This is a genomic window from Actinophytocola sp. (assembly GCF_049647105.1).
Taxonomy (GTDB): Bacteria; Actinomycetota; Actinomycetes; order Mycobacteriales; family Pseudonocardiaceae; genus Actinophytocola.
This window is the reverse complement of record NZ_JBARWZ010000010.1, coordinates 1-22,049: the sequence shown is the minus strand read 5'-3', so window position 1 is coordinate 22,049 and position 22,049 is coordinate 1. Positions and strand designations below refer to the sequence as shown.

The 22,049-nt window shown below is 69.2% G+C and carries 23 protein-coding genes; 14 read left to right on the top strand and 9 right to left on the bottom strand.

Going from position 1 to position 22,049, the window contains the following annotated elements; translation table 11 throughout:
* Positions 1 to 11: 11 nt before the first annotated feature.
* On the bottom strand, positions 12 to 668 hold the full coding sequence (locus tag WBA97_RS00915; RefSeq protein WP_424228687.1) for a hypothetical protein: 657 nt from the start codon (positions 666 to 668) through the stop codon (positions 12 to 14).
* A 103-nt stretch (positions 669 to 771) separates the two neighbouring features.
* On the opposite strand from WBA97_RS00915, the gene murA reads away from it, so the two are divergent.
* Positions 772 to 2,046, top strand: coding sequence for a UDP-N-acetylglucosamine 1-carboxyvinyltransferase (gene murA / locus WBA97_RS00910; protein WP_424228686.1), 1,275 nt, complete (start codon positions 772 to 774; stop codon positions 2,044 to 2,046).
* Between the two features lie 13 nt (positions 2,047 to 2,059).
* On the opposite strand, the gene WBA97_RS00905 is transcribed toward murA, so the two are convergent.
* Both WBA97_RS00905 and WBA97_RS00900 read right to left on the bottom strand, forming a co-directional pair.
* Positions 2,060 to 2,617 (bottom strand): dihydrofolate reductase family protein, encoded by a 558-nt coding sequence (locus WBA97_RS00905; RefSeq protein ID WP_424228685.1) that lies wholly within the window; start codon positions 2,615 to 2,617, stop codon positions 2,060 to 2,062.
* Between the two features lie 63 nt (positions 2,618 to 2,680).
* Entirely contained in the window at positions 2,681 to 3,325 is a 645-nt protein-coding gene (locus tag WBA97_RS00900) for a DedA family protein (protein ID WP_424228684.1), read from the bottom strand.
* 216 nt (positions 3,326 to 3,541) lie between these two features.
* On the opposite strand from WBA97_RS00900, the gene ggt reads away from it, so the two are divergent.
* The gene (ggt, locus tag WBA97_RS00895; RefSeq protein WP_424228683.1) at positions 3,542 to 5,362 is read left to right on the top strand and encodes a gamma-glutamyltransferase; all 1,821 of its coding nucleotides are present in this window, start codon (positions 3,542 to 3,544) and stop codon (positions 5,360 to 5,362) included.
* A gap of 94 nt (positions 5,363 to 5,456) precedes the next feature.
* Here ggt and WBA97_RS00890 read toward each other — a convergent pair whose 3' ends face one another.
* On the bottom strand, positions 5,457 to 5,756 hold the full coding sequence (locus WBA97_RS00890; RefSeq protein ID WP_424228682.1) for a hypothetical protein: 300 nt from the start codon (positions 5,754 to 5,756) through the stop codon (positions 5,457 to 5,459).
* 124 nt (positions 5,757 to 5,880) lie between these two features.
* Here WBA97_RS00890 and WBA97_RS00885 point away from each other — a divergent pair, with 124 nt between their 5' ends.
* The 7 genes from WBA97_RS00885 (at position 5,881) to WBA97_RS00855 (ending at position 12,930) form a co-directional block, all read left to right on the top strand.
* Positions 5,881 to 7,893: a protein meaA gene (locus WBA97_RS00885; RefSeq protein WP_424228681.1), complete on the top strand. Its 2,013-nt coding sequence runs from the start codon at positions 5,881 to 5,883 to the stop codon at positions 7,891 to 7,893.
* 162 nt (positions 7,894 to 8,055) lie between these two features.
* Positions 8,056 to 8,913, top strand: a complete 858-nt coding sequence (locus tag WBA97_RS00880) for a transporter substrate-binding domain-containing protein (protein WP_424228680.1) — start codon at positions 8,056 to 8,058, stop codon at positions 8,911 to 8,913.
* 138 nt (positions 8,914 to 9,051) lie between these two features.
* Entirely contained in the window at positions 9,052 to 9,960 is a 909-nt protein-coding gene (gene ehuB, locus WBA97_RS00875; protein WP_424228679.1) for an ectoine/hydroxyectoine ABC transporter substrate-binding protein EhuB, read from the top strand.
* Between the two features lie 13 nt (positions 9,961 to 9,973).
* Positions 9,974 to 10,720: an ectoine/hydroxyectoine ABC transporter permease subunit EhuC gene (ehuC, locus tag WBA97_RS00870; RefSeq protein WP_424228678.1), complete on the top strand. Its 747-nt coding sequence runs from the start codon at positions 9,974 to 9,976 to the stop codon at positions 10,718 to 10,720.
* A complete protein-coding gene (ehuD, locus tag WBA97_RS00865) occupies positions 10,717 to 11,382 on the top strand; it encodes an ectoine/hydroxyectoine ABC transporter permease subunit EhuD (protein WP_424228677.1) in 666 nt (221 codons plus the stop codon). Before ehuC ends, ehuD begins: the two co-directional genes overlap by 4 nt.
* 7 nt (positions 11,383 to 11,389) lie before the next feature.
* Positions 11,390 to 12,154: an ectoine/hydroxyectoine ABC transporter ATP-binding protein EhuA gene (ehuA, locus tag WBA97_RS00860; protein WP_424228735.1), complete on the top strand. Its 765-nt coding sequence runs from the start codon at positions 11,390 to 11,392 to the stop codon at positions 12,152 to 12,154.
* An 11-nt stretch (positions 12,155 to 12,165) separates the two neighbouring features.
* Positions 12,166 to 12,930 (top strand): enoyl-CoA hydratase-related protein, encoded by a 765-nt coding sequence (locus WBA97_RS00855; RefSeq protein ID WP_424228676.1) that lies wholly within the window; start codon positions 12,166 to 12,168, stop codon positions 12,928 to 12,930.
* Here WBA97_RS00855 and WBA97_RS00850 read toward each other — a convergent pair.
* Positions 12,845 to 14,044 (bottom strand): MFS transporter, encoded by a 1,200-nt coding sequence (locus WBA97_RS00850; protein WP_424228675.1) that lies wholly within the window; start codon positions 14,042 to 14,044, stop codon positions 12,845 to 12,847. The two genes, WBA97_RS00855 and WBA97_RS00850, sit on opposite strands and share 86 nt — an antisense overlap.
* A 57-nt stretch (positions 14,045 to 14,101) precedes the next feature.
* Between WBA97_RS00850 and WBA97_RS00845 the strand changes: the two genes are divergently transcribed.
* Both WBA97_RS00845 and nucS read left to right on the top strand, forming a co-directional pair.
* Positions 14,102 to 14,857 (top strand): DeoR/GlpR family DNA-binding transcription regulator, encoded by a 756-nt coding sequence (locus tag WBA97_RS00845; protein WP_424228674.1) that lies wholly within the window; start codon positions 14,102 to 14,104, stop codon positions 14,855 to 14,857.
* Between the two features lie 81 nt (positions 14,858 to 14,938).
* Positions 14,939 to 15,598: an endonuclease NucS gene (gene nucS / locus WBA97_RS00840; protein ID WP_424228673.1), complete on the top strand. Its 660-nt coding sequence runs from the start codon at positions 14,939 to 14,941 to the stop codon at positions 15,596 to 15,598.
* Between the two features lie 28 nt (positions 15,599 to 15,626).
* On the opposite strand, the gene WBA97_RS00835 is transcribed toward nucS, so the two are convergent.
* The 4 genes from WBA97_RS00835 to WBA97_RS00820 all read right to left on the bottom strand — a co-directional run bounded on the left by WBA97_RS00835 (position 15,627) and on the right by WBA97_RS00820 (position 17,483).
* Entirely contained in the window at positions 15,627 to 15,779 is a 153-nt protein-coding gene (locus WBA97_RS00835; RefSeq protein WP_424228672.1) for a hypothetical protein, read from the bottom strand.
* A gap of 200 nt (positions 15,780 to 15,979) precedes the next feature.
* On the bottom strand, positions 15,980 to 16,108 hold the full coding sequence (locus tag WBA97_RS00830; RefSeq protein ID WP_424228671.1) for a hypothetical protein: 129 nt from the start codon (positions 16,106 to 16,108) through the stop codon (positions 15,980 to 15,982).
* A gap of 349 nt (positions 16,109 to 16,457) precedes the next feature.
* Positions 16,458 to 16,913, bottom strand: a complete 456-nt coding sequence (locus tag WBA97_RS00825) for a hypothetical protein (protein ID WP_424228670.1) — start codon at positions 16,911 to 16,913, stop codon at positions 16,458 to 16,460.
* 60 nt (positions 16,914 to 16,973) lie between these two features.
* On the bottom strand, positions 16,974 to 17,483 hold the full coding sequence (locus WBA97_RS00820; protein ID WP_424228669.1) for a hypothetical protein: 510 nt from the start codon (positions 17,481 to 17,483) through the stop codon (positions 16,974 to 16,976).
* Between the two features lie 429 nt (positions 17,484 to 17,912).
* Between WBA97_RS00820 and WBA97_RS00815 the strand changes: the two genes are divergently transcribed.
* The 3 genes from WBA97_RS00815 (at position 17,913) to WBA97_RS00805 (ending at position 21,799) form a co-directional block, all read left to right on the top strand.
* Positions 17,913 to 18,890, top strand: a complete 978-nt coding sequence (locus tag WBA97_RS00815) for a DUF3558 family protein (RefSeq protein WP_424228668.1) — start codon at positions 17,913 to 17,915, stop codon at positions 18,888 to 18,890.
* Positions 18,891 to 18,948: 58 nt separating this feature from the next.
* Positions 18,949 to 19,920, top strand: a complete 972-nt coding sequence (locus WBA97_RS00810) for a hypothetical protein (protein WP_424228667.1) — start codon at positions 18,949 to 18,951, stop codon at positions 19,918 to 19,920.
* A gap of 103 nt (positions 19,921 to 20,023) precedes the next feature.
* Positions 20,024 to 21,799 carry a 3-hydroxyacyl-CoA dehydrogenase family protein gene (locus WBA97_RS00805; RefSeq protein WP_424228666.1) on the top strand — a complete coding sequence of 592 codons (1,776 nt, stop codon included), beginning with the start codon at positions 20,024 to 20,026 and terminating at the stop codon, positions 21,797 to 21,799.
* The last annotated feature ends 250 nt before the right edge of the window (positions 21,800 to 22,049 follow it).

The following is a 22,049-nucleotide window of genomic DNA, read 5'->3' as shown; positions in this document are numbered from 1 at the left end:
GAGGTCAATGGTCAGTCGTCGTGGTCGTGCCCGCCGAACGGGAAGCTGCTCACCCGTCCCTCACCCGACTCCCTGGCCGCCACCGCCGCCTTCAGCCGGTCGCCAAGCAGGCCGAGGACCGTGGCCATCAGCGCGACCAGCGACAGCACCACGATCATCAGCCAGAACCCGACCTCGGTGTGGGTCACCTCGGCCACGGCGGTCTCCAGGCGGTCACCATCCTGGCTTTCCGCCGCGCCGGTCTGACGGGCCCAGTCCATCAGCGAGTTCTGCAGGTTCGACTGGGCGACGCTCATCGTCACGACGGTCACGACCAGGGTGGCCGCCGCCAGCGCGGCGCCGCCGAGCAGGCGTGCCTTCAGGTGCGGGACCAGCGCGGTCAGCACACCCGCGGCCGCGAGGACGGCCAGCCCGATCGCGAGCAGTTGGACGCCAGGGTCCGGTGGGTCGGTGAGGGCGGCCGGGCTCTCCGGGTCCTTGCCGAGCTCCTGCAGTTCGGCGGGCACCTCGGGGTCGGTCCCGGTCACGAGGTTGCCGCCGGTGTAAGTCGCGCCGGCTTCGCCGTAGCCGGGTACGTCACAGGAGGCCGAGACGAACGGCAACAGGAAGAACAACAGCAGCACCAGCACGAACCCGGCCGGGCTGGCGAAGCGCGACAGGAAGCTCAAAGGACGACCCCTTGCTAGACATCCGGGTGGCGGCAGGGTAGCGGACAGTGTGGACCCCGGGTGGCGCGCAACCCCGCACGCGACTGGGGCATAGTTGGCGCTCGTGACAGAGCACTTCCAGGTACACGGCGGCGCGCGCTTGGCCGGTGAGGTCGACGTGGTCGGCGCCAAGAACAGCGTGTTGAAGCTGATGGCGGCGGCCTTGCTCGCCGAGGGCACGACGACGCTCACGAACTGCCCACAGATCCTGGACGTGCCACTGATGGGTGAGGTGCTGCGCAGCCTGGGCTGCGAGGTGACCATCGAGACCGACACGGTCACCATCACCACCCCCGTCGACCTCAACCACCGCGCCGACTCGCCCGCGATGGGCAAGCTCCGTGCCTCGGTGTGCGTGCTCGGACCGCTGGTCGGGCGCTGCAAGCGGGCCGTCGTCGCGCTGCCGGGCGGCGACGCGATCGGCGTGCGACCGCTCGACATGCACCAGAACGGTCTCCGCCAGCTCGGCGCGCACAGCGAGATCGAGCACGGCTGCGTGGTCGCGGAGGCCGAGGGCCTGCACGGCGCCCAGATCTGGCTCGACTTCCCGAGCGTCGGCGCGACGGAGAACATCCTGATGGCCGCCGTGCTGGCGAACGGCACCACGGTGATCGACAACGCCGCCCGCGAGCCGGAGATCGTCGACCTGTGCACGATGCTCCAGCAGATGGGCGGCAAGATCGAGGGCATCGGCACCTCGACCCTCACCGTCCACGGCGTGGACGCGCTGCAGCCGACCGAGCACCGCGTGATCGGCGACCGCATCGTGGGCGCCACCTGGGCGTTCGCCGCGGCGATGACCCGGGGTGACGTCACCGTCCGCGGCGTCGACCCCCACCACCTCGACCTGGTGCTCGAGAAGCTGCGCATCGCGGGTGCCGAGGTGACGATCACCGGCGACAACGAGTTCCGCGTCGTGCAGCACGACCGGCCATCCGCGGTCGACTTCGTGACGCTGCCGTACCCGGGGTTCGCCACCGACCTCCAGCCGTTCGCGATCGCGCTGACCTCGATCGCCGACGGCACCTCGATGATCACCGAGAACCTGTTCGAGGCCAGGTTCCGCTTCATCGAGGAGATGGTCCGCCTCGGCGCGGACGCCCGCACCGACGGCCACCACGCGGTGGTCCGAGGGGTCGCGCTCCTGTCGAGCGCCCCGGTGTGGGCGTCCGACATCCGTGCGGGGGTCGGCCTCGTGCTGGCCGGTCTGTGCGCGGAAGGCGTGACCGAGGTGTGGGACGTCTTCCACATCGACCGCGGCTACCCGGGCCTGGTGGAGAACCTGGTCAAGCTGGGCGCCGACGTCCGGCGCGTGGCAGGCGACCCGGAACGGAACTGATGGTCGGCGCGGCTCAGCGGGTCCGGTAGCGCGCGTAGATCAGTCCGCTGTCGAAGGCCCGCTCCTCGACCAGCTCGAGATCGAGGCGCACGCCGTCGGGGAAGAACCGCTTGCCGCCGCCCACCACGCTCGTGGTGATGAACAGGTGGTACTCGTCCACCAGACCGGCCGCGATCGCCTGGGCCGCGAGGTTCGGGCCGTCGACGGTGATGTCGTGATCAGCCTCGGCCTTGAGCCCGCGCACCGCGTCCGGGTCGAAGGCCCGCTCGATCCTGGTCTTCGCGCTGGACACGGACTCGAGCGTCGTGGAGTACACGACCTTCTCCGCGGCCTGCCAGTCCCTGGCGTACTGCAGGATGTGCGGCGGCTGGCCGGGCTCGGTGTGCGCGGTCTCCCAGTAGACCATCGTCTCGTACATCCGTCGGCCGTAGAGGTACGTGCCGACGGGGCGGAAGAGGTCGTTGACGAAGGTGTGCACCTCCGGGTCCTCGGCCCCGGTGCCGAGGCCGCCCTCCGCCGCCTCGGCGTAGCCGTCGAGCGAGGTGATCATCGAGTAGATGAGCTTTGCCATGTGTTCTCCTCCGGGGCCGAGCGCGGTCTTCCCTCGGGTTGTGACCTCGGCACGACCCGGAACTCATCGATCGCTCTCGTCCTTTTTCTTCTCCCGGACCCGGACCACGATGAACACCACGATCGCCAGGGCGATCGCGGCGATGACCACCTTCTGGAAGATGCCCGCGTACTCGTCCACCACCTGCCAGTTGGCGCCGAGCAGGTAACCGGCCACCACGAAGCCCGAGTTCCAGATCAGGCTGCCGAGGGTCGTCAGTGACAGGAACTGCCACACCGGCATTCGCTCGATGCCCGCGGGTAAGGAGATGAGGCTGCGGAACAGCGGGATCATGCGGCCGAAGAACACGGCCTTCTTGCCGTGCTTCTGGAACCAGCGTTCCGTGCGGTCGAAGTCGGACGCCTTCATCAGCGGGGCGCGGATGATCAGTGACCGGACCCGGTCGCGGCCGAGCCACGCGCCAAGCCAGTAGGTGAGCATGGCGCCGGCCACGGAACCGAGCGTGGTCCAGAACAGCGCCATGAACAGGCTCATGGTGCCCTGGCTCGCGGAGAACCCGGCCAGTGGCAGCACGAGCTCGCTCGGCATCGGCGGGAAGATGTTGTCGATGCCGACGAGCAACGCCGCGCCCGGCCCGCCCAGCTTGTCCATGAGGTCGACGGCCAGGCCGGCGAGACCTCCTGGCTGGTCGGCGGCTGCCACGATCATCGCTGCTCCTTCTTCTCGGTCTGTCGATGATCGCAACGCCAGGTGTCCGGGCGTTGCCCGGGATGCCCTGAAAGGCGTTTTCGGGTCATTCGGCGTCCCGCAAGCGTCCTTCGGGACAGTGCGCTGTCGCTACCTCGCACCCTGACGTTGTGCTCCTCCGTGGCTGCGGGTATGAAACGTGGGGCATCTCGAACGGCAACCTCGGAAGGTGTCCGCATGCGAACCCGCCGCTTGGCCCCGGCACTTGGTCTTCTGCTCACCGTTGGGCTCGTCACCGCGCCGGGCGCCGGCGCCGCACCCGCGAAAGTGCCTGTCGCGACCGGGTACGGCGGGGCCGTCGTCTCTGACACGATCGAGTCCACCCAGGCCGGGATCGACGTCCTGAAGAAGGGCGGCACCGCCGCCGACGCGGCCGTCGCCGTCGCCGCGACGCTCGGGGTCACCGATCCGTACGTGGCCGGGCTCGGGGGCGGCGGGTACTTCGTCTACTACGACGCGCGGACCCGTCAGGTCTCCACCATCGACGGGCGGGAGACCACGCCGCAGGCAGGCAGCCCGACGATGTTCGTCGATCCGGCCACCGGGCAGCCCTACGCCTTCCCGGCCGCGGTGACCAGCGGGCTCGGGGTCGGGGTGCCCGGCATGCTCGCCACCTGGGAGCGGGCGCTCGACCGGTGGGGCCGGTTCTCCTTGCGGGACAACCTCAAGCCCGCCATCAACGTCGCCGACCATGGGTTCACGGTCGACGCCACCTTCCGGGAGCAGACCCGGCAGAACCAGGCGCGCTTCGCCCAGTTCGGGTCCACCGCCGAGCTGTTCCTGCCCGGCGGGCAGCTGCCCGAGGTCGGCTCCACCCTGCGCAACCCCGACCTCGCCGACACCTACCGGCAGATCGGACGCCACGGCATCGACGCCCTGTACGGCGGTGACATCGGGGCGGACGTCGTGGCCGCGGTGCAGGAACCACCCGTCGCGCCAGGGGCCACCATCGACCCGCTGCCCGGGCTCATGACCATCGACGACCTCGACGACTACCGCGCGATCGACCGGCGGCCGACGCACGTGTCGTACCGCGGGTACGACGTCTACGGGATGGCGCCCTCCTCCAGCGGCGGGATCACCGTCGGCGAGTCGCTGAACATCCTCGAGCGGTACCGGCTGTCCGGCATGGACCGGGTGCAGGCCCTCCACCACTACCTCGAGGCCAGCAGGCTCGCGTTCGCCGACCGCGGCCGCTACATCGGTGACGCCGACTTCGTGGACGTCCCGCAACGGGAGCTGCTGTCCGACCGGTTCGCCAAGCAGCGCGCCTGCGAGATCGACCCCGCCGCCGCCGCGCCCGGCGCGGTGCCGCCGGGAGACGTGAGTGCGGGCGGACAGTGCGCGCCTGCATCGAAGGCCACGCCGGACGGCAACCAGGGCTACCACACCAACCACTTCGTCGTCAGCGACCGGTGGGGCAACGTCGTCTCCTACACGAACACCATCGAGCAGCTCGGCGGCAGCGGGATCGTGGTCCCTGGCCGGGGGTTCCTGCTCAACAACGAGCTGACCGACTTCAACTTCGCGCCGACACAGGGCGACGCGCCCGACCCGAACCTCGCCGAGCCCGGTAAGCGGCCGCGGTCGAGCATGTCGCCGACGATCGTGCTCAAGCACGGCAAGCCGTTCCTCGCGGTCGGTTCGCCGGGCGGGGCCACGATCATCACGACCGTCCTGCAGATCCTCGTGAACCGGATCGACTTCGGGATGTCGCTGCCCGACGCCATCGCGGCGCCGAGGGCATCGCAGCGCAACGCCGCCACCACACAGGTCGAGCCCGCCTTCCAGGCAATGCCGGAGGCGGCCGGGCTGCTGGCGCTCGGCCACAGCTTCGCGATCCGCGACACCAGCCCGCTCGACCCGACGATCAAGACCAGCTCGGACATCGGCGTCGCGTCGGGGCTGGAGTTCACCAAGCACGGCAAGGTGATCGCCGCCGGTGAACCCGTGCGGCGCGGCGGCAGCGCGGCCGCGGTGGTCCAACCCGCGCGCTGAGCCACCGGAACACACACTGGCCGTGTCCCGCCGACCGTCACCCCGGTCGGCGGGACACGGCCATTCGCGTACCTGGCGAACCCCGGCGTGCGGGTCAGTCCGCGAGCAACGCCCGGATCGCGACCTCGCGGTCGGCGGGGAACACCAGCACCCGCATCCCCTCACCCTCGGGGTCGGGCACCGTGGTGGCACGCACCCCCGCCGCCTGCAGGCGATCCTCCACCACGCGGGCCGCGGTCGACGACGGCACCTTGGCCACCTCGCTCAGCAGGCCGTAGTCCTTGCGGTGTGCCTCGTCCGTGTCCATGCTCGACGCCCACTTCAGCACAACGGCGAACAACGCCATGACGGCGAGTCCGACGATGGGGACGAGCACCACCGACAGTCCGGTCACCCTCCGATTGTCGCGCGACGGACGGGCCCGCACCAGGTGCCGCTGCGGCCTTCACCACACACGTGCTGCCGAGCAGGTTACTGGCCAGTACATTCGAGGGATCCGCATCAACGGAGGTGGTCCGATGCCGTACCCAACCGACCCCGAGCGGGACCGGCCGTGGGTGATGCGGACCTACGCGGGGCACTCTTCCGCTGCCGCGTCCAACCGGCTCTACCGGCGCAACCTGGAGAAGGGCCAGACCGGTCTCTCGGTCGCCTTCGACCTGCCGACGCAGACCGGCTACGACCCCGACCACGTGCTCGCGCGCGGCGAGGTCGGCAAGGTCGGCGTGCCCGTCGGCCACATCGGCGACATGCGGCAGTTGTTCGACGGCATCCCGCTCGCCGGGGCCAACACCTCGATGACGATCAACGCCACCGCCATGTGGCTGTTCGCGCTCTACGTCTCCCTCGCGCAGGAGCAGGCCGAGGAGCAGGGCGCCGACTGGCACGAGGTCGTCGGGAAGCTCGCGGGCACCACCCAGAACGACATCATCAAGGAGTACCTGTCCCGGGGCACGTACGTGTTCCCGCCGGGGCCGAGCCTGCGCCTGATCACCGACATGGTCGCGTGGACCGTCGCGAACGTGCCGAAGTGGAACCCCACCAACATCTGCAGCTATCACCTGCAGGAGGCGGGCGCGACGCCGGTCCAGGAGGTCGCCTACGCCATGTGCACGGCCATCGCCGTGCTCGACGCGGTCCGCGACTCCGGGCAGGTGCCGGGGGACAAGATGGGCGAGGTCGTCGCCCGCATCTCCTTCTTCGTCAACGCGGGCGTGCGGTTCGTCGAGGAGATGTGCAAGATACGTGCGCTCGCCACGCTGTGGGACGAGGTCACGCGCGACCGCTACGGCGTGGAGAACCCGAAGCAGCGGCGGTTCCGCTACGGCGTGCAGGTCAACTCGCTCGGCCTGACCGAGGCGCAGCCGGAGAACAACGTGCAGCGCATCGTGCTGGAGATGCTCGCGGTCTCCTTGTCCCGCAACGCGAGGGCCCGCGCGATCCAGCTGCCCGCGTGGAACGAGGCGCTCGGCCTGCCGACGCCGTGGGACCAGCAGTGGGCGCTGCGCATGCAGCAGGTGCTGGCCTACGAGACGGACCTGCTGGAGTACGAGGACATCTTCGACGGCTCGCCCGTCATCCAGTCCAAAGTGGATGAGATCGTCAGTGGCGCCAAGGCGGAGATCGAGCGCGTGCAGGAGATGGGCGGCGCGGTCGCGGCCGTCGAGAGCGGGTACATGAAGACCCAGCTCGTCGGCTCCCTCGCCGAGCGCCGCCGCCGGATCGAGTCAGGCGACGAGATCGTGGTCGGTGTCAACAGGTTCGAGAACACCGAGCCGAGCCCGCTGGAGGGCGAGGGCGCCATCGAGACCATCAAGCCCGAGGTCGAGCGGGAGGCGGTCGAGGCCATCGAGCGGTGGCGCGACCTCCGCAACCAGTCCGAAGTGGACAAGGCGCTCGAGCTGCTGGCGGCCGCCGCCCGGACCGACGAGAATCTCATGGAGGCAACCCTCACGTGCGCGAAGGCGGGCGTGACGACAGGGGAGTGGGCGGGCACGTTGCGTGAGGTGTTCGGCGAGTACCGCGCGCCGACCGGTGTGTCCGGCGCGTCCTCCGGTGGCTCGGCGGCCGGTGAGCTGGCCGCGGTGCGGGACCGGGTGAAGCGGACCGGCGAAGAGCTCGGTGGCAGGCTGCGCATGCTGGTCGGCAAGCCGGGGCTCGACGGGCACTCCAACGGCGCGGAACAGATCGCGGTCCGTGCGCGGGATGTCGGGTTCGAGGTCGTCTACCAGGGCATTCGCCTGACCCCGGACGAGATCGTGGCCGCCGCGGTGCAGGAGGGCGTGCACGTGGTCGGCCTGTCGATCCTGTCCGGTTCGCACCTCGCGGTGGTGCCGGACGTTGTCGACGGGCTGCGGGAGGCGGGCGCGGCGGACGTCCCGGTCGTGGTGGGCGGCATCGTGCCGCCCGCCGACGCGCGGCTGCTGCGCGAGCGCGGCGTCGCCAGGGTGTTCACGCCCAAGGACTACGAGCTGACCGAGATCATGAACGAGATCGTCGACGTGATCAGGACAGCAACCGGACTGGATTAGGGCTCGTCCGATGGATCTTTGTGCGAGGGTCTGGGCCTGACCAACAGTGACTCAGGGGACCGTGACGGCACCCAGCCACCAACCGCCTGCGGTCCGAGATGTCGCTGGGTTGATGCCAACACTTTTGAATCCGGGGAGGCGGATTAGTCTAGTCTTTCGGCCGTGCGGATCGGACGGCGTGACCTCCTGCGGGCCGGTGCCGTGTTCGGCGCGGCCGCACTGACCGGCTGCACCACCCAGCTCGACGGGACTCCGGTGCCCGCCACGACACCCCCGCCGGGCCAGCCGCTGCCCGGCACCGTGCGGCTCGGTGTTGCCGAGTACCGGCCCTATGCCTTCGAGGACGACGCGGGTGAGCTCACCGGCGAGGTCGTCGAGGTCGTGCGGGCCATCTGCGAGAAGCTGGGCAGTTCGCTGACGGTCAGGGCGGTGCCGTACGAGACGATCCTCGAGAACGTCGAATCGGGTGAGCTCGACGTGGTGGGCGGGCTCTCGATCCGCTCGAAGAACTGCGCGTCGCTCGACTTCACCGCGCCCGACCACTTGTCACTGACCGCGATTGTCGTGCGTGCGGGTAATCCGAAAGGGATCAACACGTTCACCGAGGTGGCGTCGACGCGCGCACGTCTCGGGGTGGTCGCCAACGCGCTGGAGGCGGACAACGCGCAAGCGGCGGGGGTGACGGGGTTGCGGACCTACCAGTCCAGTGAGGAGCTGGTGCAGGCCGTCCTGGAGGACCAGGTGGACTGTGCCGCCTACGACGACATCACCTTGCGTGACCTGCTGCCTGCCTATGCCGGCCTCGAACTGCGGCCACCGTTCGAGCCGGTGGGTGGCGCCCCGCGCTACGGGTTCGGCTTCCGCAAGGGCGACGACTCCGGCCTGCGGGAGGCGTTCGACGTGGTGCTTCGCAACCTGCACGCCAGCGGCGAATGGCTGCGGATCACCAAGCCGTTCGGATTCACCAGGAGTAATCTCCCGGATGCGGAGCGCGTCGGCGAGGAGGCCTGCGCTCGTTAGTCCGCGGCCATGTTTCGGTTGCCTAACGGACTCCGTTGATCTTACGGGTTATTTTTGACCAGTCACGACGTCTCCCACTACGTTGAGTTGCCATCGAGACGCGTGGACGCCGGGCGATGCATGTGAGGACTGGAAACGATGGCGATGGGTAACTGGACACGACGGGACTTCCTCAGGTTCGGCGCGGTTGCCGGCACCGCCGTTGTCGGCGGTCCCGCTCTGCTGACGGCCTGTTCAGAGGTGCCGCAAGGGGGTTCCGGCGAGGGCGGGACGCTCCAGAGAATCAAGGACGCCGGGACGGTCAGGGTCGGCATCGCCGGCGAGGTCCCCTACGGCTACACCGAGGACGGCAAGGTCACCGGCCAGGCCCCGGAGGTCGCGAAGGCGGTCTTCAAGGCCATGGGCATCGACAAGGTCGAGGCGACCCAGGTGGAGTTCAGCCAGCTGATCCCGGCGCTGAACGCGGGGGAGTACGACATGGTCGCGGCCGGCATGGCCGTGCGGCCCGACCGGTGCGAGAACGCCGCGTTCTCCCACGTGGACTACGTGACGCCGACCGCGTTCCTGGTGCCGAAGGGCAACCCGCAGGGCGTGAAGACCTTCGAGGACGTGAAGGCCAAGGGCCTCATCGTCGCGGTGCTGAACGCCACGATCGAGCAGCAGGTCGCCGAGGCCACCGGCATCGCGGCGGACAAGATCCAGCCCTACGACGGTCAGCCGGAGCTTTTCCAGGCGCTGCAGGACAACCGCGCCTACTGCGGTGCGCTGACCGACATCTCGCTGCGGGAGCTGCTGGAGCAGAACCCGGACGCGCCTTTCGAGGTGACCGATGGGTTCGTGCCGGAGATCGACGGCAAGGAGCAGATCCAGGCCGGCGGCTTCGTGTTCCGCAAGGGCGAGGACGACCTGGTCGACGCGTTCAACACCGAGCTGGACAAGCTGCACGAGTCCGGTGAGTGGCTGAAGATCGTCGAGCCGTTCGGCTTCGCCGAGTCCAACCTGCCGCCCGACGACGTGACCACCGAGCAGCTCTGCCAGGAATCCTGAGCAGCGGTACGCCGTGTTCGACAATCTGTCCCTGTTCGTCAGCACGATCGCAGACGGATTGCTGCTGACGGTCGAGGCGACCCTCGGCGGCATCGTCATCGCGACCGTCCTCTCGTTCGTGTTCGGGCTCGCGATGCTGTCGAGGTCGCGGACGGTGCGCGTGGTCGCGCGGATCTACGTCGAGATCTGGCGCGGCACGTCCGAAGTGGTCCAGCTGCTGTGGATCTACTTCGTGCTGCCGGTGCTGATCGGCTACCGCATCGTGCCGCTGGTCGCGGGCATCGTCGTGCTGGGACTGAACTTCGGCGCCTACGGCGCGGAGATCGTGCGCGGGGCCGTGCGGTCGGTGCCGAAGGCGCAGTACGAGGGTGCGGTGGCGCTGAACTTCACGTCCGCGCAACGGATGCGGCGGGTGATCCTGCCGCAGGCGCTGGTGGAGATGGTGCCGCCGCTCAACAACCTGTTCATCCAGCTGCTCAAGGGCAGTGCGCTGCTGACGATCATCTCCGTGCACGAGATGACCTACCAGGCGCGTGAGGTGCTGATCGACCGGCACATCGACCAGGCGTGGCTCATCTGGACGGTCGTCCTGCTGTTCTACCTGGTGCTCGCGATACTGATCACGATCGGGATGCGCCTGCTGGAGCGGTGGGCGGGGCGGCTCGTCGGCCGCAAACCCGACGAACGGAGCATCTTCAGCAGGCGCAGGAAACCCGTGCTCGACATGCCGGAAGCCGTGCCCGGTGGTGGTCCTCGGTGAACCTGGACTGGAACTGGGACTACTTCTGGGAAGTACTCCCCGACATCGTCGGCAGAGGGCTCTGGATCACCGTCCAGGCGACGGTGTACGGCTCGATCATCGCCTACCTGCTCGGCATGGTGCTCGCACTGCTGCGGCGCTCGCCGATCCGGGTCGTGAGCACCGTGACGTGGGCGTTCATCGAGTTCATCCGCAGCACCCCGCTGCTCGTGCAGATCTTCTTCCTGTTCTTCGTGTTCCCGGACTTCGGCATCAAGTTCGACGCGCTCACCACCGGCGTGATCGCGCTCGGCCTGCACTACTCGACCTACGCGTCCGAGGTGTACCGGGCGGGCATCGAGGCCGTGCCGGTCGGACAGTGGGAGGCGGCGACCGCGCTGAGCCTGCCGAGGTCGCGGACGTGGCGTGCGGTGATCCTGCCGCAGGCGATCCCCCGGGTGCTGCCCGCGCTCGGCAACTACACGATCTCGATGCTGAAGGAAACGCCGCTGCTGCTGGTGATCGGCGTTACGGACATCGCGGGCGCGGCCTTCCAGACCGGGTCCAAGGCGTTCCGCTACGTGGAGCCGATCACGATCGCGGGCCTGCTGTTCCTCGTGCTGAGCCTCCTGGCATCCCTACTCGTTCGATGGTTGGAGCGTCGTGTCGGAACCCTCCGCTGAGAACTACATGATCCGGTTCGAGGACGTGGTGAAGCGGTTCGGCAGCAACGTGGTGCTGGACGAGCTGAACTTCTCCGTCGCGCCAGGGGAGTTCGTCACCCTGATCGGGCCGAGCGGGTCGGGCAAGACGACGATCCTGCGCCTGCTCATGACCCTGGAACAGGTCTCCGGCGGCACGATCCACGTCGGCGGCGAATGCCTGTCGCACGTGCGCCGAGGGGATCGGCTGGTGCCCGCCGACGAGAAGCACCAGCGCCAGGTGCGCAAGCGCATCGGCATGGTGTTCCAGCAGTTCAACCTGTTCCCCAACATGAAGGTGCTGCAGAACCTCACCGAGGCGCCGATCCGGTCGCTCGGTCTGTCGAGGACCGAGGCGGAGGCCCGCGCGCACGAGCTGCTGGACCTGGTCGGACTGTCCGACAAGGTGAAAGCGCACCCGACGCAGCTGTCCGGCGGGCAGCAGCAGCGGGTGGCGATCGCGCGAGCGCTCGCGATGCGGCCGGACGTCCTGCTGCTGGACGAGGTCACCTCGGCACTGGACCCGGAGCTCATCGCGGGTGTGCTGAAGCTGCTGAAGGACATCGCGCGCACCACGGACATCACGTTCCTGTGCGTGACCCACGAGATGGGCTTCGCGCGGGACGTCTCCGACCGGGTGCTGATGTTCGACCACGGGCGGATCGTCGAGGCCGCGCCGCCGGACAAGCTGTTCACCGAGCCCGACAACGAGCGGACCCGCGAGTTCCTGAGCGCGGTGCTCGAGCGGGGTTAGAGTCGGGCCCCATGCGGCACATCACGGTTTTTGAGGATGGCGACACGGTCCGGATCACCATGAACCGGCCCGCACGGCGGAACTCCCTGTCCTACGAGCACCTCTCCGAGCTGCTGAGCGCGTTCGAGGACGCGGGCGACTCCGCCGCGAGCGGCATCGTCCTGGCGGCCGAGGGCCCGGTGTTCTCGGCAGGCCATGACTTCGGTGACGTGGCGTCCCGTGACCTGGTCGGTGTGCGGGACCTGCTGGCGCTGTGCACCGCGCTGATGAAGACCATCGAGTCGGTGCCGCAGGTGGTGATCGCGCGCGTCCACGGGCTCGCGACCGCGGCCGGGTGCCAGCTCGTCGCGTCGTGTGACCTGGCGGTGGCCGCCGAGTCGGCCGGGTTCGCGTTGCCCGGCGGCAAGGGCGGCTGGTTCTGCCACACGCCCGCGGTGCCGGTGGCACGCAACATCGGGCGCAAACGGCTGATGGAGATGGTGCTGACCGGCGACGTGATCGACGCGCCGACCGCGCTCGAGTGGGGCCTGGTCAACCGGGTCGTGCCGGACGAATCGCTGGACGCGGCCGTCGACGACCTGCTCGCCAAGGCCACGCGTGGCAGCCGGGCGAGCAAGGCCATCGGCAAGCAGACCGTCTACGCCCAGCTGGACCGGCCGGAGGCCGACGCGTACGCGATCGCCGTCGAGGTCATGGCCGCCGCGTCGCAGCTTCCCGGTGCTCGGGAGGGGATGGCGGCGTTCCTGGAGAAGCGGCGTCCTGAGTGGCCGGACTGAGGGTGCCCGCCGCCGTCACCGCGATCGCGCAGAAGACCGCGATCAGCAGGAACGTGTAGTTGAGCGGCATCAGGTGGGTCATCGGCCCGATGACGGCCGGGCCAGCGAGGATGCCGAGGTAGCCGAGCCCCGCGACGCGGGACACGTTCGCACCCGCGTTGTCGCGGTCGGAGTGGCCCGCCGCGCTGAACAACTGCGGCACGGCGCCGGACAGGCCGATCCCGAAGAGCGTCCACCCGGCGATGGCGACCGGGATCGACGTGGTGAGCGACGCGGTCAGGATGCCTGCCGTCGCGATCACCGACCCGTACCGGACGATCGCCACCGGGCCGAACCGCTGGGACACCGGGTCGGTGAGCAGGCGGCCGATGGTCATGGCGGCGGCGAAGGAGGCGTACGCGAACGCGGCGGTCGCCTCCGGCGCGTCGAGGATCGTGCTCAGGTGCAGCACACTCCAGTCGTTGGCGACGCCCTCGGCCAGCATGAGAAGGAACGCGATGACCGCGAGCCACCAGATGCGGGCCGGTGTCTTCCTGCGTTGCTTCGGGCCCTCTGCTGCGGGTTTCGGTGCTCTGCGCAGGAGCGCGGGAGTGGCGGCGGCCGCGATGACGAGGGTGATGCCCGCCGCGACGGCGAACGTGGTCGCGGGGGACCAGCCCCAGGTCAGCGTGCGGGCCCCGGCGAGTGCCGCGAGGAACCCGCCGACCGACCACACCGCGTGGAAGGCGGACATGATCGTGCGCCCGTAGGCGTGTTCCACCTCGACCGCGTGTGCGTTCATGCTGACGTCGAGACCGCCGTTGCCAACGCCGAGCACGAGCAGTGCGGCGCCGAGCGCGAGGCCGCTGGTGGCGAGGCCGGGCAGGATCAGTGCGGTCGTGCACAGGAGAGCCGACAGCGGCACCACGCGATGGGGGCCGAACCGGTCGGTCAGCGGGCCCGCGACCTGCATGCCCGCGAACGCGCCGCCGCCGAGCAGGAGCAGGAGCAGGCCGAAGGTGGCGTGGCCGACGCCGGCCCGCTGTTCGATCACCGGGATGTGGACCACCCACATGCCGATGACGAAACCGTTAAGGCCGAAGAAGGCGAAGGTCGCTACCCGAGCGCGGCGCATCACCATTCGAACATAACCGATGTTCGTTCGATGATGCTACGCACTATTGTTGTGTTCGTGAGCACTGAGCGGCTGCGGCGGATCGCCGAGGCGACCCGGGACGCCGGGGAGATGAGCGTGGCCGAGCTGGCCGCACTGACGGGCGCCTCCGAGATGACCATCCGGCGTGACCTGGAGATCCTCGCCGGTCAGCGCGTGCTGGAGCGCTTCCGCGGTGGCGCGCGGAGCCTGCTCCTGCGGGGCGAGGAGCCGCCCTACGCGCTGCGGGTCACCGAGGGCGTCGATGCCAAGCAGCGGATCGCGGCCGAGGTCGCGACGCTGCTCGCGGACGGCGAGTCGGTGGTGCTGGACAGCGGGACCACGTGCGTCGCGGTGGCGCACGCCGTGCGGGACCGGCGGCTCACGGTCGTGCCGCTGTCGCTGCACGCGGCGAACGCGCTCGTGGACGCGCCGTCGCTGACGCTGCTGTTCCCCGGCGGCGCGCCTCGGCCGGGTGAGCTGGCGCTGACCGGGCCGCTCACCGAGGCCTCGCTCGCGTCGCTGCGGTTCGACACGGCCGTCATCGGGTGCTGCGGGCTGACCGCCGCGCACGGGGTGACCGGCCACGACCTCGCCGACGCCGCCGTGAAGCGGGCCGCGATGCGCTCGGCGAGCCGGGTGATCGCGGTGGCCGACTCGGCGAAGTTCACCCGCACCGCGCTGGCCGTGGTGACGCAGGTGTCCGAACTGGACGTGGTCGTGACGGACACGGACGCGCCCGCCGACGAGGTCGCGGCCATCGAGTCGGCTGGCGTGGTGGTCCGGCAGGTGTGACTCACCAGGCTTCACCTGCGGTCTCGCGTCCAGGCGGCGGTGCTCGCGAAGGCCGCCGGGCTGGTCGGCTAGCCTGCTTCGGTGCGTCTCGTGATCGCTCGTTGCCAGGTCGACTACGCGGGCAGGTTGACCGCCCATCTGCCCATGGCCACCAGACTGTTGCTGGTGAAGGCCGACGGTTCGGTGTCCGTGCACTCCGACGACCGCGCGTACAAGCCGCTGAACTGGATGAGCCCCCCGTGCTGGCTGACCGAGGGCGACGGCACGTGGACGGTGACGAACAAGGCGGGAGAGAAGCTCGTCATCACGCTGGAGGAGGTCCTGCACGACTCCGCCCACGAGCTGGGCGCCGAGCCGGGCCTCGTCAAGGACGGCGTGGAGGCCCACCTCCAGAAGCTGCTCGCCGAACACATCACCACCCTGGGCGATGGCTACTCCCTGGTCCGCCGCGAGTACATGACCGCCATCGGCCCGGTGGACATCCTCTGCCGCGACGCCGTCGGCGCCACGGTCGCGGTCGAGATCAAACGCCGAGGCGAGATCGACGGCGTCGAGCAGCTGACCAGGTACCTGGAACTGCTCAACCGCGACCCGCTCCTGACCCCGGTCCAGGGTGTCTTCGCGGCCCAGCTGATCAAGCCCCAGGCCCGCACCCTCGCCGAGGACCGGGGCATCCGCTGCGTAACCCTCGACTACGACGCCCTGCGCGGCATCGAGTCCGACGAGTTCCGCCTGTTCTGAGCGTCATCGCGGGTCAGCTCCTCGTCTCCTACTGGTTTTGGGGCACATCCGGGGCACGCCACGCGGACAGCACCGCCTCGACGGCCGTCTTGGTCCACTCCTCGCTGGCCGGCATCAGGTGCGTGTAGACCTTCAGCGTGAACGTCGGAGACCGGTGGCCGAGGTACTTGCTCAGCGCCACGATCGACTCGCCCGTCGAGCAACACCGACGCGTAGTAGTGCCTCAGTGCGTGGCAGCCGTTGTCCCGGCTCAACTCGATGCCGACCCGCTCGAGCGCGGGCTTCCACGTGTACTGGTTCCGGTTGCACGCGTTCGACTCGCGCGTGGTCACGAACAGCTCGACGGTCGTCGGCTTGCCGTCTGTGTCCTCTCACGGCAGGTCACGGCCCCTCGGTGAGGTAGGTGGCCAACTCGTCCCGCACGGTCGGCGGCAGCGGCACCTTCCGGCCCTTCGGCAACGCGAACACCAGCCGGTTGCCGACGATCTTCACCAGCCGCTGCACCCTCACCCAGTCGCGGAGCTAGTCGACATCGGCGGGGACAGGCCGAACATCTCGCGCTGCCTCAGCCCGAGGCCGGCACCGAGCGCGGCGAACGGCCGGTACCGCTCCAGCGGCGCCCCGTGAAGCCCGATCACCACTCCGCGCCCACGGCTCGACCTCGCAAGTCCAGCGCGAGCGGTGATGAGAGCACACAGCGTGTCGAGGTGCATCCAGCCGGCGCGGTGCAGCGGGTGACGTGCTGCCCGTTGACGTCGCGGCGCTGGCGCGGGCGGTGAAGACGGGCCTCGTCTGACCGCTGACCTACGCTGAGTCGGCCCCGGTGCTCCCAGGTTGAGCACCGGGCCGACTGCTGCGTTCAGTTGTCGGTGACGATGATGTCCAGACCGTCGTCCGGGTGGTAGGTCCACGACGCCGCCAGCCCATCCCAGGACGAGTCCTGCATACCGTCCAACGCGCGGGTCGAGTCCATCCTCGAAGTCACATACGCCGGGGCGCCCAGCGCGTCGAGGAGGCAACCGACCTCGGTGGCGCCAAGGGATCCGGACCCGAGTTCCTGGCCGCGCATGTCGATGACGAGGGTATGACCGTCGTCGACGACGTCACCGGCCATGCAGTGCTCGCGGGCCGATTCGATCGATGTCAGTGGGGGCGCCGTGGGGGTGCCGTTGACGTCGTTGCTGCCGCCGATCAGGCTGGCGGTGATGATGGTGAGGACGATGGCTCCGACGACCGCGAGGGGGATGCCCCATCGTTTGGCGGCTGATGGTTGTGCAGCCTGTAGGTGCTCATTTCCGATTGCGGGTTGGGTCATGGCCGCGCCTTTTCCTCTGCTTGAGTTGAGGGTGTTGTTTCGCTCCGGTTGGCTTGGATGTCATCCGGTCTTGGTCCAGGTGCAGTCACCGGACAGCTCGACGAACTCCCCGGCGTTGACCGTGAAGCTCCCTGGTCCGTCGAGGTTCCCGTTGCTGATGATCGCGTCGAACTCGCCGGTGTCGTTCTTGAGCCGCGCCCAATAGCAGCCGAGCCCGTACTCGTTGTCCTCCGGGCCAGCCGTCTTGTACTGGCCGGCCTGCACGTCGACACCCACCTGGTAGATCCCGCTGCTCATGGTCGCCGCGGGCCCGGCGGGTGCGGGCGGTGACGCCTCGGCCTGCGCAGGCTCGGCGGGCGGGGCCTCACCCTCACCTGCGGGCACGCGCACGGTCACTGTCTCGCGTGCCGACTTTGTGCCGCTGCCGGTCGAGTTTCCAGCGAGCCCGACCGCGACGCCGAGGATGAACGCGCCGATGACAACCACGATCCACACACCGCGCTTGGAGGACTTCGACGGCGCGGTCGGGGGCTGCGGCGGGTACTGCTGCTGCGGGTAACTCATGGTCACGATGTCGCTCCTTGGTTGGTGAATGTGTCAAATGTCCTGTCTTTGTCCTGTCTGGACTGATTCACCGGCGGTCCACCCCGGCGGACGTCGAAGAGTTCGGCGACCGCAGTCCTCCCGCCAGCACGACAACACCGTTGCTGCGTTCCGCCTGACCAACAGTGATCTCAGGGGGAACGTGGCGGCGCTGTGCCACCAATCGCCTGCGCTCCGTGGGGTGTCGCATGGTCGATACCAACACTTTGATGTCCGGAAGGCGGACTAGCGCGCACCGTCCACTCGTGAGCCCCCACTGTGCTTGGATCTGCACTAGGCCACCCGGAGTGATCGCTCCGATACCACGCAGAAAAGAGTCCCTGGCCAGACCGAGCGGGCGGCCCTGATTCGGGAGTTCCCCGCACACGCCCAATGCTCGATGGCTACGGTGCACGTGTGAGGGTCCTCGTACTGGTTACCGCGGTCGCCGCCGTCGTGCTCGCCGGGTGTGGCGAGGCGGTCGACACCGCCAAGCAGACCTTTCCGCGCAGCACCGTGCCCGCGGGGCAGGTCGACACCGGGACCGGCGCCGGCAAGCCGAAGACCAACGACCCCGCGTTCTCGAACGAGGAGCTGCGCAAGCTGGAGCCGTGCGCCCTGCTCAGCAAGGACATCCTGGCCCCGCTCGGCACCCCGGCCGAGAACCGGCTGCAGGACTTCGGCAGCTGCTCCAACTACATGGAGGACAAGGACGGCAAGGAACTCAGCATCACGATCTACGTGGGCGAGACCCTCAACGGCGCCACGGACGCCGACGAGAACATCGGCGGGCTGCCCGCGTTCGAGAGTGAGCTGGACGACGGCAGCGCCTGCTTCGTCAGCGCCGTCACCTCCACCAACCCGAACCTCGGCATTCGCGTGCAGGTCGGCGGTGAGGGCGATGAGCTGTGCGCCGTGGGCCGCACGGTGCTCACCGGCATCGTCGACATGGTCCGCGACGACCCGCCGCAGCGGGACGAGAAGCGCGGCTCCATCGCGTCCACCGACCCGTGCGGGCTGCTGGACACCGACCAGGTCAAGGCCACGATCGGCGCGGAGACCGAGGTGTCGCCGTACTCGCTGCACTGGTGCAACTGGGTCGGCGACTCCGTCAACGTCGGCGTCTGGATCCGCAGCGGCTACGACCCGAAGGACGACACCGTCGACCCCGGTGCGGCGGTCGACCTCGGCGGCGGGATCACCGCCTACCAGAACCCGACCGAGGGCGCGGCGTCTTGCCGGCTCGAATGGCGGCACCGTTCCACCGGCGAGGACGGCGCGGACGAGATCATCGAGGTCGACTTCGACAACTCGAAGGCACCTGCGGGGGACAACGGCTGTGCCGGCGCGATCGCGATCGCGAAAGTCGTGATTCCCGCCTTGCCGAAACCCTGAGCGTGCTTCAATCCCCGTGTCACCGGGGGAAGGCGAGCAGTAGGGCGGCGTTGTGCGGTTGTCGGTTCTTCCCGGGGTCATGGCGGTCGTCGCGGTCGCGGTCCTGTCCGCGTGCACGGCAAGGGTCGGCGGGCTGCCCACCGCCGCGACCACGTTGCCCGACGAGCTGACCTCCGAGGTCGTCTTCGGCGACCTCACGACCATCGCGCCGTGCTCCCTGACCGACCCGGAGGCGTTCGACGAGTACGGCACCGCCGAGCACGCCACACCCGAGTCGCTCGACTACTGCGCGATCAGCGTCGACACGTCCGGGGACGCCGACGTGATCCTCTCGATCGGCGCGTTCGGGGAGCTGTCCGCGCAGCCCGAACTGGAGGACAACCGCGTCAAGGGCGTCGACGGCGGCCTGTGGGTCGGGCAGCAGGATGACCTTCCGTCGTTCTGCTCGCAGCTGCTCGTGTTCCCCGACGGGGTGACGATGCAGGTGTCCGGCAGCGTTGTCGACGGGTCCGTGGACGCCTGCCCGATGGTCGAGACCGGCATGGACTACGCCATCGAGGTGATCCAGGGCCGGGACGTCGAACACCGCGAGCCCGAGGACGGCTCACTGCTGACGATCGACCCGTGCTCGCTCGTCGAGGATGACGACATCGCCGCGATTCCCGGGCTCAGCGGGTTGAGCCGGCCCGACGAGTACCCCGGCAAGCACTCCTGCTTCTGGGAGCAGGGCCCGGGTTCGCCGGTGAACGTGCGGCTGGAGTTCGGCGCCGGGCCCGAGCCCGGGTTGTACACCCAGGGCGGCGCCGAGGGACTGGTCGGCGGTCGGCAGTCGGCGACCAACAGGTACCCCGAGGTGGGCGAGAACTCCTACTGCTCCGTCGAGACCGGGCACATCGAGTTCGACGAGGGCGAGGACGTGGTCGAGATAGCCAGCGTCTATGCCCGCGCGCCGGGCGGACAGGTCGACGCGGCGTGTGCCGCCGCTACCGCCGTGGCGGAGCTCGTGTGGCCCGAGCTGCCGGAAGCCTGACCGATACAGGGCGGTGACCTGGGCCACGGCCAGGCTGCCGCCTTTGTTACTGGCAGGTAGTGTCCGAGTTCGCGGGTCTGGCCGCGGACTGCGGAGGTGCACGGTGACACGTGATATCCAGTGCGTCGGAGTCGTCGGACTCGGCACGATGGGCGCGGGCATCGCCGAGGTGGTGGCCAGGACGGGGCGCCGTGTCGTCGGGGTCGAGGTGGACGACGCGGCCGTCGCCAGGGCGCGCGGGCACATCGAGCACTCCACCGAGCGCGCGCGGACCGGTGGCAAGCTCGACGCGGCGCAGCGCGACGCGCTGCTGGCGCGGATCACCTACACGACGAGCCTGAACGACCTTGGCGACGTCGACCTGGTGGTCGAGGCCATCCCGGAGAGCCTGGAGCTGAAGGCCCAGGTCTTCACCGAGCTGGAGCAGGTCTGCCGACCGGACGTGATCCTCGCGTCGAACACGTCGTCGTTGTCGGTCACCGAGATCGGCGTCCACACCGGACGGCCGGGCAAGGTCGTCGGGCTGCACTTCTTCAACCCGGCGCCGGTGCTCAAGCTCGTCGAGATCGTGCGGACCGTGGTCACCGAGCCGGACGTGATCGCCGACGTCGAGTCGTTCGCCCGTGAGCTCGGCAAGGAGCCGGTGGTCATCGGCGACCGGGCCGGGTTCATCGCGAACGCGCTGCTGTTCGGCTACCTCAACCACGCGGTGTCGATGTACGAGTCGCGCTACGCCACGCGCGAGGACCTCGACGCGGCCATGCGGTTCGGCTGCGGCTACCCCATGGGACCGTTGGCACTGCTGGATCTCATCGGCCTCGACACCGCGTACGAGATCCTCGAGACGATGTACCGCCAGTCCCGCAACCGGTTGCACGCACCAGCGCCGCTGCTGAAGCAGATGATCACCGCGGGACTGCTCGGCAGGAAGTCCGGGCGCGGTTTCTACACCTACGACGGCGTCGAGTCGCCGGTCGTGGTGTCCGATGTGGACACACCGGCGGCGGCGAGCGTCTCGTCGGCGGCCCGCGACGTGGCGCGCGTCGGGGTGGTCGGTACCGGCACGATGGCCACGGGCATCGCGGAAGTGTTCGCCAAGAAGGGTTTCGACGTCGTGCTGCGTGCCCGCACGACGGAGAAGGCCGACGCGGCGATCGCGGCCGTGCGCAAGTCGCTCGACCGGCAGGTGACCAAGGGCCGCCTGTCCGAAGAGGACCGCGACGGGGTGCTGGCACGGCTGACCGGGGTGACGTCGTTCGACGACCTCGCCGACTGCGACCTGGTGGTCGAGGCGGTCGCCGAGGAGCTGGCGATCAAGCAGACCGTGTTCGAGGCGCTGGACAAGGTGGTGAAGCCGGGCGCGGTCCTCGCGACCACGACGTCGTCGCTGCCGGTCATCGAGTGCGCGGCCGCGACCTCCCGGCCGACGGACGTGGTCGGGCTGCACTTCTTCAACCCGGCGCCGGTCATGAAGCTCGTCGAGGTGGTCAGGACGATCTCCACCGCGGAGGACGTGGTCGCGACCGCGGACGCGCTGTGCCGCACCATCGGCAAACACCCGGTGCACTGTGCCGACCGGGCGGGTTTCATCGTGAACGCGCTGCTGTTCCCGTACCTGAACGACGCGGTGAAGATGGTGGAGGCCCACTACGCGGAGGCGGACGCCATCGACACCGCGATGAAGGTCGGCTGCGGCCTGCCGATGGGCCCGTTCGAACTGCTGGACGTCGTCGGCCTGGACGTGTCACTCGCGATCGAGCGCACCCTGTACTACGAGTTCCGCGACGCCGGTTTCGCCCCCGCGCCGCTGCTGGAGCACCTGGTCACGGCAGGCCGCCTCGGCCGCAAAACCGGCAAGGGCTTCCGCGACTACCGCTGAACCAACAACCCGCTGACCAGCGAAAACGCCCAAACTGTCCGCGCGAAGCCCGGATGCCAACCCCCACCCGTTCCCGGGGGCGTCCCGCCATGCCAGTCTACCGGTGCCCACCGACAGGGGCGGGGATCGCGTTGACTCATCGAAAATGCCCGGGAAGGTGAGTCGTTGCCTCACGTAAGGATGCCCGTGTAGCGGCGTGGCGTCCGTCGTGGACTGGGGCGGTGACTCATCGTGATCGATGGGATTGACG